Source organism: Sphingomonas sp. GW822-FHT03G08 (genome assembly GCF_058801135.1).
Genome location: NZ_JBXAMZ010000002.1, coordinates 1,110,521 through 1,125,318 on the forward strand (window position 1 = coordinate 1,110,521; position 14,798 = coordinate 1,125,318).

Genomic DNA, 14,798 nt, shown 5'->3' on the forward strand with positions numbered 1-14,798 from the left:
TGCGGAGGTGCTAGGCTAGGGTAATGTTCGAGCTAAGCCAGCTCCGCTGCTTCGTCGCCGCGGCCGAGGAACTCCATTTCGGCCGCGCGGCGCAGCGCCTGAACATGACCCAGTCGCCGCTCAGCCGGCAGATCCAGCTGCTCGAGCGCATCCTCGGCGTCACCCTGCTTGAGCGGACCAGCCGGCAGGTGAGCCTGACCCCGGCGGGGCAGGTCTTCCTGATCGAGGCGCGGCGCATCGTCCGGCTCGCCGAAAGCGCCTCGCTCTCCGCCCGGCGCGTGGCGCAAGGCGATGCCGGCAAGGTCGCGATCGGCTTCACCGCCGTCTCGGGCTATGGCCTTGTGCCGCACATCGTCGCCAATGCCCGGGCGAGCCTGCCCAATATCGATCTCGACCTGCACGAGATGGTCAGCGGCGACCAGGTCGATGCGCTGCTCACCGGGCTGATCGATATCGGCTTTGTCCGCCCGCCGATCGACCGGCACGAGTTCGAGACGCTGTGCGTGCTGCACGAGCCGCTGGTGGTGGCGCTGCCGCCGGGCGATCCGCGCCAGTCGCGGCCGAGCTTCGAGCTGTCCGACTTCGATGACGAGCCGCTGATCATGTATGCCCGCCAGGGCGCGGGCTATTTCCACAACATGCTGGTGCGGCTGTTCGACGATGCCGGCGTCTCGCCGCTCTATGTGCAGCACGTCACCCAGATCCATTCGATGCTCGGGCTGGTCCATGCCGGGCTGGCGGCGGCCTTGGTGCCGCAATCGGCATCGGGGCTGCACCTGATGGATGTCCAGTTCCGCGCGCTGCGCACCGATCCGGAGAACCCGGTCGAGCTCCACATGGCCTGGCGCCGCGACAACGCCAATCCCGCGCTCGAGCCGATGCGCCGGCTCTGCGCCCAGACGGCGGGCGCGTGATAGACCGGCGCGGCGTGGTGCTGGGCGGTGCGTTGCTGCTGCCCGCCGGCGCGGCGCTGGGCAGAGCCAAGGGCGATCCGGTTGCCACTACCCGCTATGGCCGGGTCCGGGGGCTGAGCGAGCGAGGCGTGCTGGTGTTCAAGGGCGTCCGCTACGGCGCCGATACCAGCACCCGCCGCTTCCGGCGGGCTCTGCCTCCGGTGGCGTGGAAGGGCGTGGCCGATGCCACGCGCTACGGCCCGGCCGCGCCGCAGACCAGGGCGGAAGAGCCAACCAGCGAGGACTGCCTGTTCCTCAATATCTGGACGCCCGCGCTCGATGCCGGGAAGCGCCCGGTTATGGTCTACCTCCATGGCGGCGCGCATGCGCACGGATCGGGATCGGACCCGCTCTATGATGGCAGCCATCTCGTCCGCCGCGGCGATGTGGTGGTGGTCACGCTCAACCACCGGCTGGCGGCATTGGGCTATGCCTATCTCGCCCAGCTCGGCGGACCGGCGGAATCGGGCAATGTCGGCAATCTCGACATCGTGCTCGCGCTGCAATGGGTGCGCGACAATATCGCGGGCTTCGGCGGCGATCCGTCGCGCGTCATGATCTTCGGCCAGTCGGGCGGCGGCGCCAAGGTGGTGACGCTGATGGCGATGCCCGAGGCGCGCCCGCTCTTCCACCGCGCCGCGACGATGAGCGGCCAGCACGTCACCGCCGCCGGCCCGATGCACGCCACCACGCGGGCCAGGGCCTGGATGGCGAAGGCGGGAGCGGCGGATGTCGCTGCGCTGGCGACGCTGCCGGTGGAGCGGCTGGTCGAGGCGATGGGTATGACCGATCCGCTGGAGGGGAAGGGCGAGATCAGCTTCACCTCCACGCTCGATCACGGCGTGCTGCCGCGCCATCCCTTCGTGCCTGATGCCCCGCGCGAGGCGGCGCATATTCCGCTGATCGTCGGTAACACGCATGACGAGACCGGCTTCTGGCTGGGCGAAGTGCTGAAGCGCGGCGATACCAGCTGGGATAATCTGACCGAGCGCGTCACGGCGCAGATCACCAAGGACGTCGCGCCCGATTGGGTGGTGCAGCGTTACCGCGAGATCTATCCGGAGAAGACGCCCGGCCAGATCCTGCTGGCGGCAAGCACGGCGGGGCGTTCCTGGCCCGGCCATCTGATCCAGGCCGAGGAGCGCGCGAAGATCGGCGCGCCGACCTGGATGTACCAGCTCGACTTCCCGTCGCCCGAGGCGGGCGGGGTGCTCGGCGCCTTCCATACGCTCGATATACCGCTGGTGTTCGACAATACCGGCGCCAGGGGGGCGCGCACCGGCGACGGGCCCGAGGCGCGGCGGCTGGCGGGGCGGATGGCGGACGTCTTCATCGCCTTTGCCCGCACCGGCGATCCGAACTGTGCTGGCATCCCGGCCTGGCCGCAATTCGAGTTGGAAAAGCGGCCGACGATGGTTTTCGATGTGGATACGCGCGTGGTGGACGATCCGCGTCGCGAGGAGCGGCTGCTCTGGTCGGTCGCGCCCTATATCAAGCCGGGCGGTTAGGCTGGCTGTTCCCCGGCGAAAGCCGGGGTCCGGGGTTTCTCCATCGTCTCGCTTGTGGCCCTGGGCCCCGGCTTTCGCCGGGGAACCGGAAGTGTGTATGGATACCCTTCCGAAGGAGATCGCCATGGCCAGGCTCGTCTACGCCCTGAACCAGTCGCTCGACGGCTATGTCGATCACATGGCGTTCGCGCCCGACGAGATCGTCTTCCGGCACTTCATCGAGGATGTGCGGAGCCTGACCGGCAGCATCTATGGCCGCCGCATGTATGAAATCATGCGCTACTGGGACGACGAGCATCCCGAATGGGACGCGGCCCGGCGCGACTATGCCGAGGCGTGGCGGGCGATGCCGAAATGGGTGGCGTCGCGCTCGCTGGAATCGGTCGGGCCCAATGCCACGCTGCTTGGGGGTGACCTTGCGGCGGCGGTGCGGGAATTGAAGGCGGGGCAGGACGGGGTGATCGAAGTCTCGGGCACGATCCTGGCGCAGAGCCTGACCGAGCTGGGGCTGATCGACGAGTATCGCATCTATCTGCACCCGGTCGTGCTGGGCGGCGGCAAGCCCTATTTCGCGGGGCCACGGCCGAGGCTGCGGCTGGTGGCGGACGAGCGGATCGGGCCGGATGTGATCCGGCTGACCTACGTGCCGGCATAGCTGGGGCCGTCATTCCACTTTCGGTTCCCCGGCGGAAGCCGGGGCCCAGGGTTTCTCTGCTGTCTCGCTCGTGACCCTGGGCCCCGGCTTCCGCCGGGGAGCATCCAGCTTGTGAAACCTACCGTCCCCACGGAAACGCCAGGGTCGGCCGGTTCGCGAACCGCCGCATCGCCAGGCGCAGCCGCGTGCCGCAGCCCGGCTCCAGCCGCAGGGTGAAGTCCGGGCGGCCGATCCGCGTCTCGATGCCGTCGATCACGACGCTCTCGATCCGATGCTCGGCCCAGGCGCCGCCCTGCACGATCACATTGCGCGGCGCCTCGCCGAGATTGACCAGGGTCACCTCCGCCGAGCTTTCGCCCAGCGCATGGACCAAGGCCGCGACCTCCTCGGGCACGCCGGCGCGGCGCTTGTCCGCGTCGAAATAGCGCAGCCGGCAATGGAGCGGCACGCCGCCCTGGTTGGGCGAGGTCGGCGACCAGGGCGGGCGGCCGATGTGCAGCCCGCCGGTCATCAGCTGGATCAGGCTGGTGATGCTGGCCGGGGTGATGTCGAGCGGCCAGTCGGCCAGCCGCGTTTCGGGTGTGGTCGGGTCCTCGGCCTGCGCCTTTTCGCGCGCGGCGATCCGGTCGAGATCGGCCTGCATCGCCTTGAGCGGATAGCCGGGATTGGCGCCCTCGAGGAACGAGACCCAGGGGTGCTCGCCCGCCGCCGCGCGGTCCTTCGGATCCTGGGTGAAATACCAGATCTCGAAGCCGTTGCTGCGATAGGGGCCGGGCTTCCAGCCATACCAGCCCTGCGCGCCGTACATGGTCGGCGCCTCGAACTTGCCGTCCTTCTGCCGGCCGGCCTCGTTGATCCGGGCGTTCTGGCGGCGCCACAGCTCGACATAGGAGAGGTCGCCGGTCAGCACCGTGCCGTTGAAGAAGGCGGTGATTGAGCGGGGCACGCGGTTGCGGTCCTCGCGCTTGCCGGTTTGCGGGACGACCGGCGAGAAGCCCCAGCCATAGGTGCCGCGCCACCAGTTCGCGCCGACCGTGCCGTCGAGCCCGACATGGCTGGGCAGGATGTCATTGTTGGCCTTGGCGCGGTCGACCCAGGCGTCGAGATAGTCGAGCGCCCAGCGCCGATAGCGTTCGCCCCCGCCCAGCGCATAGGCGTTGAGCCCTAGCGTGGTCGCCTGGAGGTTGAGCGGGTTGTCGCCGACCACGTCGCCATATTCGGCATAATGGTCGAGCGTCTGCTGGTACGTCGTCTCGCCATGCTCCATGTGGAAGCGCTCGCCTGCCTCGAACGGGTCGCCGGCCCAGTCGAGCGGGGTCGCCTCGCGCAGCATCGGGCCGCGGCTGCCGTTCATCATGCTGCGTATGATCCGGCGCTCGGGATCGTAGTTCCGCACCGTCGGGTCGCGGCCGGTGTAGAAATCGGCGTAGCGCATCGTCCGCGCCAGCAGCTTGCGGTCGCGCGGGATCGACAGGCCCATCACGTTGAAGCTGGTGAGGCCCTCGCTGTTGTGCTGCCAGTCCATCTGGACCGGGAACTCGCGGTGATACATGCCCTGCCGCGCGATTGGCACCTCCAGGGTGCGGGCGGCGGTGTACTGCTTGAGGTGCCCCTCCCAGAAGTGCTGGGCGAGGGTGAGGATGCGGTCCGAACCGCCGAGCGCGTGAAGCACCAGCCAGTCATTGGTCGCCTCGGCCGCGTCGTCGGGGCCGTCATTGGCGCCCCAGCGCTCGAACACCTTCAGCCAGCCGCGCGCGTCGACATATTTGGTGTAGAAAGCCTCGCAGGCGGCGGCGTTGCGGGCTAGCAGCCTGCGCTGCAGCACCGCCCAGTCGGGTGCGGGCATCTCCGTTCTGGCGACCAGCCGGGCAGGCGCGGCATGGGCGGTGGCGGGCAGGGCGACCGCGCCGGCGGCGCCCTGAAGCAGGAACTGGCGGCGATCGACGGTCATGCGGCGATCTCCACGCGGCGGATCGGGCCGGCGATGACGAGGAAGGCGAAGATCGTCAGCAGGCAGTGCGCGCCGACGAAGACCAGCGCGAGGTCGAACGATCCGGTGCCCGCGACGATATAGCCGACCACGATCGGGGTCACGATCCCGGCGATGTTGCCGAACATGTTGAACACGCCGCCCGAGAGCCCGGCGAGCTTCTTGGGCGCGACATCGGCCATCACCGCCCAGCCGAGCGAGGCGACGCCTTTGCCGAAGAAGGCGACCGACATCAGTGTGACGACCAGCCATTCCTGCTGCACCCAGACACAGGCGATGATCGCGGTGGCGAGCAGCATGCCGATGGTCAGCGGCGCCTTGCGCGCCCAGTCGAGCGAGCCGGTGCGCTTGAGAATGCGATCGGAGATGAAGCCGCCGGCGAGCCCGCCGACAAAGCCGAACAGGGCGGGCGCGGCGGCGGCGAAGCCTGCCTCCATGATGTTCAGCCCGCGCTCCTTGACCAGGTAGATCGGGAACCAGGTGACGAAGAAATAGGTCAGCACGTTGATGCAATACTGCCCCAGATAGATGCCCAGCATCATCCGATTGGCGATCAGCTTGCGGACATTGGCCCATTCGAACGCCGCCGAGGATCCTGCCTGGTCCTCCATATGGATCAGCCCGCCACCGGCCTCGATCTCGTCGAGCTCGGCGCGGTTGATCGAGGGGTGCTTCGCCGGGCTGTGGATGAAACGGAGGAAGGCGAGGGTGGCGAGCAGGCCGAGCCCGCCCATCGTCCAGAATACCGAGCGCCAGCCGAAGCTGTGCGCCAGCCAGCCCATCAGCGGCACGAAGGCGACGATCGAGAAATATTGCGCCGAATTGAAGATCGCGGAGGCGGTGCCGCGCTCGGCGGCGGGAAACCAGGCGGCGACCAGCCGGGCATTGCCCGGGAAGGACGGCGCCTCGGCCAGACCGACCAGGAAGCGCAGCGCGAACAGCATCACCGTGGCCGAGAGGATCGGGATCAGCCCGGCAAAGCCCTGGCTGAAGGTGAAGAGCGACCAGAGCGCGATCGCGCCGGCATAGACGCGCTTGGTGCCGAACTTGTCGAGCAGCAGCCCGCCCGGGATCTGCGACAGCGCATAGGCCCAGGCGAAGGCGGAGAGGATATAGCCGGTCTGCACCGGCGTGAGGCCCAGCTCGCCGGCGGCGGCATTGCCCGCGATCGAGAAGGTTGCGCGATCGGCATAGTTGACGCTGGTGATCACGAAGATCAGCGCAATGATTGCATAGCGCACTCGCGTGGGCCGGACGGCCTGCTCGGACAAATCTCTCTCCATGGGTAGCGCGCCTGTTGCCGACGCTTCGCGATCCTTGAGGCGTACCGGGGGAAGGGGGCGCGGTCCAAGCCAAAATGGGGAATGATCCAGTCCCGCCTTGGCTGGATCGCTGGGGTTCATGGCTGGATCATTGCCGATCAGTGCAAGAAGCGCATCGATCCATGTTCGATTGAGGTTGGCTTGTCGCGGCGGTTCTTCGCTAACCAGCCTGCAATCAAATCCGCTCGGCAAAGAAGCGGACACATTATGGGAGAGACAGAAGGCATGTCCCGCACTCGAATCCTGAAATCCGTCCTTGCCCTGTCCAGCGCGGCAGCGGTGCTCGCCGCGGCGAGCGCCCATGCACAGGATGCCCATGCACAGGATGCAGCCGCTGCCGCCGATCCGGCGCCGCAGACCGCCGCGCCCGAGCAGGACGATGGTCCTTCCAACGAGATCGTCGTCAAGGGCTTCCGCGCCAGCCTCAACAACGCGCTCAACATGAAGCGCAACGAGACCGCGACGATCGACGCGATCAAGGCCGAGGACGTCGCCGAATTCCCCGACCTCAACCTGGCGGAATCGCTCCAGCGCATCCCGGGCGTGGCGATCAGCCGCGTCAATGGCGAGGGCCGCAACATCTCGATCCGCGGCCTCGGCCCGGAATATAGCCGCGTCCGCATCAACGGCATGGAAGCGATCGGCACCACCGGCGGCACCGACAATTCGGGTGGCGTGAACCGCGGCCGCGGCTTCGACTTCAACATCTTCTCGTCGGACCTGTTCAACAGCCTGGCGGTGCGCAAGACCGCCACTGCCGATGTCGAGGAAGGTTCGCTCGGCGGCACCGTCGACCTGCAGACCGCGCGCCCGTTCGACTATCGCAAGCCCACCGCAGTGGTGCAGGCGGCGGCGAGCTACAATGACCTTGCCCGCAAGGCCAAGCCGCGCGTCTCGACGCTGCTCACCACCAGCACCGCCGATGGCCGCTTCGGCGTGCTGCTCTCGGTCGCCTATGAAGAGCGTGCGCTGGTCGAGGAAGGCGCCAATATCACGCGCTGGACCTATGGCGGCTTCAACGGCGGTTTCGCGCCGACCTCGACGATCGCCGGCAAGACCATCGCCCAGATCAACGACACCAATCCGGCCACCGCGCTCTATCACCCGCGTATCCCGGGCCTGGTGAGCTATGCGATCGACCAGAAGCGCCTGGGCGCCGCGCTCGGCGTGCAGTTCCGACCGACCGAGAAGACGCTGATCTCGATCGACGGCCTCTATTCGCGGCTCGACGGCACCCGCCAGGAATCGCAGTTCCAGGCGATCAGCTTCAGCCGCTCGGGCACCGGCAAGCCGCAGACGATCATCCGTTCGGGCACCGTCGATGCGAACAACAACATCATCAGCGGCACGTTCGACAATGTCGATCTGCGCAGCCAGGCCCGCTACGACAAGCTCACCACCGATTTCTACCAGCTCACCGGCACGCTCGATCAGAAGATCGGGGAGTCGCTCAAGTTCGGCGCGATCGTCGGCTATTCGAGCTCGCAGTTCCGCAATCCGATCCAGACCACGGTGACGATCGACGCCGCCAACACCAACGGCTTCTTCTACGACTTCTCGACGCGCTTCCCGACGATCCGACCGGGCGTGGACATCGGCAACGTCGCGAACTTCGCCTTCACCAACGGCACTTCGGAAGTCCGCATCCGGCCGCAGACCGTCGACAACAGCTTCACCAACGCCAAGGGCTTCCTGGAATGGACGACCTCGCCCGAGCTCAAGCTCAAGGCGGGCGTGGACTGGCGCCGGTTCGAATATAGCTCGACCGAGCAGCGCCGCCTGTCGGGCGAGACGGTGGTGACCACGCTCACCGCGGCCCAGCTCGCACCGCTCACCAATGTCTTCTCGGGCTTCGGCCGCGGGCTTACCATCCCCTCGGGCACGCCGACGTCGTGGGTCGTGCCGAACCTCGAGGCGTTCCAGGCCTATCTCAACACCTACAGCAACCCGACCTACGCCACCGGCGGCGTCGAGAACGCAACCGCGCGCGGCTCGTTCGTCACGGTGCGCGAGGAGGATCTGGGCGCCTGGGGCATGGCGGAGTTCAACCTCGCCAATGCCGGCGTGCCGGTCCGCGGCGATGTCGGCCTGCGCTATGTGAAGACCGACCAGTTCTCGACCGGCTATGCCAGCCAGGGCACCGCGATCAACCTGGTCAGCGCGGATCGCAGCTATGAGAACTGGCTGCCCTCGGCCAACCTCGTGTTCGACGTGACCGACAACCTGATGGTCCGCTTCGCCGCGGCCAAGACGATCGCTCGCGCCGGCATCGGTTCGCTCACCCCGGGCGGCAACCTCAACGTCTCGGGCGGCAACCGCACCTTCAGCTCGGGCAATCCGGACCTGAAGCCGACCAAGTCGACCAATCTCGACGCCTCGATTGAATGGTACCCGACGCGCGGCGCGATCTACGCGGTCTCTGCCTTCCAGAAGGACATCGGCACCTTCGTCCAGACGCTGAACACCACCGTGCCCTATAGCAGCCTGGGCCTGCCCAACTCGCTGCTCAACGGCACCACCGCAAGCCCGACCGACGCGTTCATCGTCAGCCAGCCGGTCAATTCGAAGGGCGGCCTGCTGCGCGGCTTCGAAGTGAACGTGCAGCAACCCTTCAGCTTCCTGCCGGGCTTCCTGAGCAACTTCGGCGTGCTGGCCAACTACACCTATGTCAGCTCGGACATCGAGTATCTGACCTCGGCCAATGGCGCGACCACGGTGAAGGCGCCGCTGCTCGGCCTGTCCAAGCACGCCGCAAACGGCACGCTCTATTACGAGACCAAGAAGTTCGCGATCCGCGGCTCGGTCGCCTATCGCTCCAAGTATCTGACCGCCGTGCCGGGCACCGAAGGTAACTCGTACAACGGCACCAACTCGACCACGAACATCGACGCGCAGATCTCATACAACGTCACCGAGAACTTCAAGCTCAGCCTCGAGGGGATCAACCTCACCGATGCGCTGAACGACCAGTTCGTGGACGTGAGCAACCGCCTGAACGTGCTCACGCACAGCGGGCGCCAATTTGTCCTGGGTGCCCGGCTGGCCTTCTAACGCCTCCAAGTCCAGCCATCCCTCCACCCCAGGAACGGGGCCAGCCAACCCCCTTGGCTGGCCCCCTTTTTTGTCTGCCCGGCAGCACAATGTCCGCCCGGTTCGGCGACACGCCGGGGACGGGAAGGGGCAATCATCCAGCAACATTTTGCTACCTGGAACCGGTTACACGTGCTACCGCAAAGGCGATCGGTCCCGACGACTCGTCGAAATCTACGCAAAATGCGGGATTTCCGGCGAGGCTGCAGAAGCGGGCCGATCGGACAAAGGGGAGGAAATTCATGTCCGACAGGGTGAATGAACGCGCGCGCGTGCGCCGCAGCCGCGTGATGGAAGTCGCAGCAGCATTGATGCTTGGCGTGTCGCTGACCGCCGTCGCGGTAGCGCCCGCGCATGCGCAGGAATCCGATGCGTCGCTGCGCGGAACGGTGACGATGCCGGCCGGCACCACCGCCACGCAGATCGTCGCGGTGGAAGTGAACACCGGCTATCGCCGCACTTCGGAGGTCCGTCCCGACGGCGGGTACGTGTTCGCTTCGCTGCGTCCCGGGCTTTATCGGCTCGAAATTGTAACCGGTTCCGGCACGCGCAACACCGATGAGTTCCGGCTCTCCGTGGCGCAGAACGCGCAGCTCGACTTCAACTTCGCGGGCGAGGATGCCGGCGCCAGCGACGCGATCGTCGTCACCGGCAGCAAGATGCGCTCGATGGAGGGCGGCGAAGTGGGCGTGAACATCTCGACGCGCCTGATCGAGCAGCTGCCGCAGAACAACCGCAACTTCCTGGCCTTTGCCGATCTCGCGCCGGGCGTGCAGTTCGTCACCGGCGCCAATGGCGCGTCGCGCCTGCAGGGCGGCGCGCAGGACAGCCGCACGGTCAACATCTTCATCGATGGCGTCGGCCAGAAGGACTATGTCCTCAAGAACGGCGTGACCGGCCAGGATTCCAGCCAAGGCAATCCCTTCCCGCAGCTCGCGGTGGGCGAGTACCGGGTAATCAGCTCCAACTACAAGGCGGAGTTCGACCAGGTCAGCTCGGTGGCGATCACCGCGGTCACCAAATCGGGTACCAACGAGTTCCACGGCGAGGCGTTCGTCGATTATACCGACCAGTCGCTGCGCGCGAAGACCCCGACCGAGGAGCGGAGCCCTACCGGCAAGGCCCGCACCCGCGACTTCCAGTTCGGCGGCGCGCTCGGCGGCCCGATCATCAAGGACCTGATGCACTTCTTCGTGACCTACGAAGGCAAGCGCCAGCAGGTCCCGGTCGACATCTTCCCGGGCAGCGCGAACAACACCGCCAATATTCCGGCGGCGTTCCAGAGCCAGTTCGGCTCGACCAACCGGACGTTCAACGAAGACCTGTATTTCGGCAAGATCGACCTGGTGCCGTCGACCGCCGACCTGTTCGAGCTGTCGCTCAAGGTCCGCAAGGAAACCGGCGAGGGCATCAACAGCGGCTCGAACCTGCGCAGCAACTCGATCGACACGGTGGTCAACGAGTATCGCGGCCTGGCGCGCTGGGAGCATACCGGCAGCAACTGGGTCAACGACCTCAAGCTGACCTATGAATATGCGCAATGGGCGCCGACGCCGCGCGTGTTCGAGAATTCCTTCGTCTTCCAGGACGCCAACAACGCCCAGATCTTCCGCACCGGCGGCGGCGCGAACTACCAGGACAAGGGCCAGAAGGGCTGGGGCGCGCAGAACGACTTCACCTTCACCGGCATCTCGGGCCACACCTTCAAGGCGGGCGTGAAGGCCAAGTGGGTGAGCCTCAAGTCGCTGCAGCTCAACAACTACAACCCGGTCTATTTCTACAACACCCAGTATAACGGCGCGACCTGGAACGATGCGACCCCGTACCGGGTGCAGTTCGGCTATGACTCGGGGCTGGGCGGCGATCCGACGGTGAAGTCGGACAATTTCCAGTTCGGCGCCTATATCCAGGACGATTGGGAAGTCACCTCGCGGCTGACGCTCAACCTCGGCCTGCGCTGGGATTACGACCGCACCCCGGCCTATGTGAACTTCGTCACCTCGGCCTCGTCGCTGGCAGCGGTTTCGCCGACCAACTATCCGAACCTGAACAACGCCGACTACAAGATCGCCGACTACATCTCGAACGGGAAGAACCGGAAGACCTTCAAGGGCGCCTGGCAGCCGCGCATCGGCTTCAGCTACAATTTCGATGCGGACAAGCGCTACACGCTGTTCGGCGGGTTCGGCCGTTCCTACGACCGCAACCAGTTCGACTTCGTCCAGCAGGAAACCCAGGTCGGCTCCTATTCCACCCGTACCTTCAACTTCCTGGTGCCGGGCGACACGCGCAACAATTGCGCGCCGAGCTCGACCTGCGTGGCGTGGAACGCCAATTATCTGACGGCGCAGGGCAGGGCGCAGCTGGTCAGCTCGGTCGGCGCGCTGGGCGGCTCGGAGCTGCGCTTCCTCAAGAACGACCTGAAGGTGCCCTATTCGGACCAGTTCAGCCTCGGCCTGCGCGGCCGCGTGCTGCCGCTGTTCGAGGCGGAGTTGGGCTACAGCCATGTCGAGAGCCATGACGGCTTCGTCTGGCTGCTCGGCAACCGCCGTCCGGACGGCACCTTCTTCGCGCCCACCGGCAACCAGAGCTCGCCCTTCGGCAACGCCCCTCCGGGCCGCGGCTCGATCATCCTGGGCGACAACGGGCTCGAGACCAAGGCGGACTCGGTCTATGTGAAGCTGACCAAGAGCTATTCGGCCAGCTCGCCCTGGAGCCTCAACGCCACCTATACCTATACGGATGCGGTGGAGAACCGGCAGTTCGGCGAGACCTTCTCGCTCGATTACCCGTCGATCAAGGACTATCCGGTGCTCGCCTCGGCCGGCGTGCCGCGGCACCGCTTCGTCGCGGCCGGCAGTGTCGATGCGCCGCTGGGCTTCACCTTCTCGGGCAAGGTGACCCTGTCCTCGGCGCCGTTCGTGAAGGGCTTCTACAACGACACCGCCGGCATCCGCCACATCGCGGTGATCGAGGGCAACAACAAGCAGCCCTTCATCCTCGGCGACCTGTGGGCGCTGCGCCAGGTCGATCTGGCGGCGACCAAGTACATCAAGCTCGGCTTCCTCGGCAATTCGCGGGTCCGGCTGCGCGTCGATGTGCTCAACGTGCTCAACGAGAACAACTACACCACCTATAACAGCAACTTCACCGACACCAATCCGGCGCCGCTGTTCAACCGCGACAACAAGGTGGTCGGCGTAGTCAATGCAGCCGGCAACCCGGTCGACAATGGCCGGTTCGGCGACCTGAGCGGCTTCAGCGTCGGCGGCAATCCGCCGCGGACGTTCAAGTTCTCGGCCGGGTTCAGCTTCTGATCCTGGCTATCTGGCCGCCGCGGGGCTGTCCCGTGGCGGCCATACCTACCGACGTATAAGGACCGTCCCGCGACGCCGGGTGTTACGCCCTTGCCGATACCAGCAAGGAGCACGCCATGGCCCGCACCGTCGCCCAAGTCATCATCGAGACTCTCGAGCAGGCGGGCGTCCGCCGCTGCTATGGGGTGCCGGGCGACACGCTCAACTATGTCACCGATGCGATCCGCGAGAGCGGCATCCGCTGGGTCCATGTCCGCCATGAGGAAGCCGGCGGCTTCGCGGCGGGCGCGGATGCGCTGCTCACCGGCGAGCTCGCCGCCTGTGCCGGCTCCTGCGGCCCCGGCAGCCTCCACTTCATCAACGGCCTGTTCGAAAGCCACCGCAACCGCGCGCCGGTAGTATTGATCGCCAGCCAGATCGTCCGCGACGAGCTCGGCTTCGATTTCCCCCAGGAAGTCGACTTCAAGTCGGTCTATGCCAGCTGCAGCGTGTTCTGCGACGAGATCCGCACACCCGCCCAGGCGCGCCGCATGACCGCGATGGCCGCCCAGGCGGCGCTGGCCAGGAAGGGTGTCGCCGTCCTCATCGTCCCCGCCGACGTCTCCGCGGCAAAGGCGCCCGACGAGCCCGACTTCGCCGTCCACCGCGCCGAGCCGCGCATCCTGCCCTCGGAGGCCGAGCTCGATCGCATCGCCCAGTCGCTCAACGCCGGGGGCAAGGTCGCCATCTATGGCGGTTCGGGCTGCCAGGATGCGCATGACCAGGTCGTGGCGCTGGCGGAAAAGCTCAAGGCGCCGGTCGCCCATACCTCGCGCGCCAAGGACTTCCTCGAACCGCACAATCCCTATGCCGTCGGCATGACCGGCGTGTTCGGCTCGGAAGCCGGCTATGACGCGCTGATGGAATGCGACACGCTGCTGCTGCTCGGCTGCGATTTCGCATGGCGGCAATTCTACCCGTCAAAGGCGACGATCATACAGGTGGACATGGACGGCACCCATCTCGGCCGCCGCCATCCGGTCGACATCGCCGCGGTGGGCAGCGTGCGCGACACGCTCGATGCGCTGCTCCCCCATATAAAGGAACGTGTCGACCGCGCCTTTCTCGATACTTGTCTCGCGCGGCATGAAAAGGCGGTGGCCGGCCAGCGCAAGCATGCCGTGGCGGCGGAGGGAAGGGCGATCCACCCGCAATATCTGACCGAGACGATCGCCCGCCACGCCGCGCCCGACGCAGTGTTCACCGCCGATTGCGGCTCGCCGATGGTCTGGGCGCTGCGCCATGTGCCCGCGACCGGTCGCAACCGCACCGTGATCTCGCTCACCCATGGCACCATGGCCAATGCGATGCCCCAGGCGCTGGGTGCCCAGGCAGCCTATCCCGATCGCCAGGTGATCTCGCTATCGGGGGACGGCGGCATCTCGATGATGCTCGGCGACCTGATGACCGCGATCCAGGAGAAGCTGCCGATCAAGGTGTGCATCTTCAACAATGGCGCGCTCGGCTTTGTCGAGCTCGAGCAGAAGGTCGAGGGGTTGCTCGATGCCTTCACCGACCTGCAGAACCCGGACTTCTCCCGCGTGGCCGAGGCGATGGGTTTCTGGAGCCGGCGCGTGGAGAAGAGCGGGGACGTGGAAGACGCCGTGCGCCAATGGCTGGCCGAGCCGGGCCCGGCGTTGCTCGATGTCGTCACCGATCGCTTCGAGCTGGTGGTGCCGCCCAGGATCGAGGCGGCGCAGATATTCGGCACCGCACTCTATTCGGCCAAGGCCGTGCTGGCGGGGCGCGGGGACGAAGCGTTCGAACTGGTACGCGGCGCCGTTTCCTGATTCCGGCGCGCGAAGCATCGCATCCGGGGCGGGAAGGCCGGGAAAGGCGCCTGATTCCCCCTGATTCTGTTGTGATTCGGGTGTTGATTCGGTTGGTTTGGGGGATGCGGGGTTGGTTTTGGGACCTTCAAAAT

The 14,798-nt window shown here is 66.5% G+C and carries 8 protein-coding genes; 6 read left to right on the forward strand and 2 right to left on the reverse strand.

Annotation, left to right across the window (positions count from 1 at the left end; all coding sequences use genetic code 11):
• Positions 1-23 precede the first annotated feature (23 nt).
• The 3 genes from AC1RJ5_RS22295 (at position 24) to AC1RJ5_RS22305 (ending at position 3,116) form a co-directional block, all read left to right on the forward strand.
• The gene (locus AC1RJ5_RS22295; protein ID WP_184171257.1) at positions 24-914 is read left to right on the forward strand and encodes a LysR family transcriptional regulator; all 891 of its coding nucleotides are present in this window, start codon (positions 24-26) and stop codon (positions 912-914) included.
• Positions 911-2,461: a carboxylesterase/lipase family protein gene (locus AC1RJ5_RS22300; RefSeq protein ID WP_493115790.1), complete on the forward strand. Its 1,551-nt coding sequence runs from the start codon at positions 911-913 to the stop codon at positions 2,459-2,461. The genes AC1RJ5_RS22295 and AC1RJ5_RS22300 overlap by 4 nt, the downstream gene beginning before the upstream one ends.
• A 97-nt stretch (positions 2,462-2,558) precedes the next feature.
• A complete protein-coding gene (locus AC1RJ5_RS22305) occupies positions 2,559-3,116 on the forward strand; it encodes a dihydrofolate reductase family protein (protein ID WP_493115792.1) in 558 nt (185 codons plus the stop codon).
• A 118-nt stretch (positions 3,117-3,234) separates the two neighbouring features.
• Here AC1RJ5_RS22305 and AC1RJ5_RS22310 read toward each other — a convergent pair whose 3' ends face one another.
• Both AC1RJ5_RS22310 and AC1RJ5_RS22315 read right to left on the reverse strand, forming a co-directional pair.
• A complete protein-coding gene (locus tag AC1RJ5_RS22310; RefSeq protein WP_493115794.1) occupies positions 3,235-5,067 on the reverse strand; it encodes a DUF8034 domain-containing protein in 1,833 nt (610 codons plus the stop codon).
• On the reverse strand, positions 5,064-6,347 hold the full coding sequence (locus tag AC1RJ5_RS22315; RefSeq protein WP_269575662.1) for an MFS transporter: 1,284 nt from the start codon (positions 6,345-6,347) through the stop codon (positions 5,064-5,066). Before AC1RJ5_RS22315 ends, AC1RJ5_RS22310 begins: the two co-directional genes overlap by 4 nt.
• 306 nt (positions 6,348-6,653) lie before the next feature.
• On the opposite strand from AC1RJ5_RS22315, the gene AC1RJ5_RS22320 reads away from it, so the two are divergent.
• The 3 genes from AC1RJ5_RS22320 (at position 6,654) to AC1RJ5_RS22330 (ending at position 14,664) form a co-directional block, all read left to right on the forward strand.
• On the forward strand, positions 6,654-9,479 hold the full coding sequence (locus tag AC1RJ5_RS22320; RefSeq protein ID WP_493115796.1) for a TonB-dependent receptor: 2,826 nt from the start codon (positions 6,654-6,656) through the stop codon (positions 9,477-9,479).
• 281 nt (positions 9,480-9,760) lie between these two features.
• Positions 9,761-12,835, forward strand: coding sequence for a TonB-dependent receptor domain-containing protein (locus tag AC1RJ5_RS22325; RefSeq protein ID WP_493115798.1), 3,075 nt, complete (start codon positions 9,761-9,763; stop codon positions 12,833-12,835).
• Positions 12,836-12,951: 116 nt separating this feature from the next.
• The gene (locus AC1RJ5_RS22330) at positions 12,952-14,664 is read left to right on the forward strand and encodes a thiamine pyrophosphate-dependent enzyme (RefSeq protein ID WP_493115800.1); all 1,713 of its coding nucleotides are present in this window, start codon (positions 12,952-12,954) and stop codon (positions 14,662-14,664) included.
• Positions 14,665-14,798: the final 134 nt, after the last annotated feature.

What these genes read in the sequence shown, in the direction of transcription:
- AC1RJ5_RS22295 (WP_184171257.1), top strand. Translation starts at nt 24, where the DNA reads ATGTTCGAGCTAAGCCAGCTCCGCTGCTTCGTCGCCGCGGCCGAGGAA.
- AC1RJ5_RS22305 (WP_493115792.1), top strand. Translation starts at nt 2,559, where the DNA reads ATGGATACCCTTCCGAAGGAGATCGCCATGGCCAGGCTCGTCTACGCC.
- AC1RJ5_RS22310 (WP_493115794.1), bottom strand. Translation starts at nt 5,067, where the DNA reads ATGACCGTCGATCGCCGCCAGTTCCTGCTTCAGGGCGCCGCCGGCGCG.
- AC1RJ5_RS22320 (WP_493115796.1), top strand. Translation starts at nt 6,654, where the DNA reads ATGTCCCGCACTCGAATCCTGAAATCCGTCCTTGCCCTGTCCAGCGCG.
- AC1RJ5_RS22325 (WP_493115798.1), top strand. Translation starts at nt 9,761, where the DNA reads ATGTCCGACAGGGTGAATGAACGCGCGCGCGTGCGCCGCAGCCGCGTG.
- AC1RJ5_RS22330 (WP_493115800.1), top strand. Translation starts at nt 12,952, where the DNA reads ATGGCCCGCACCGTCGCCCAAGTCATCATCGAGACTCTCGAGCAGGCG.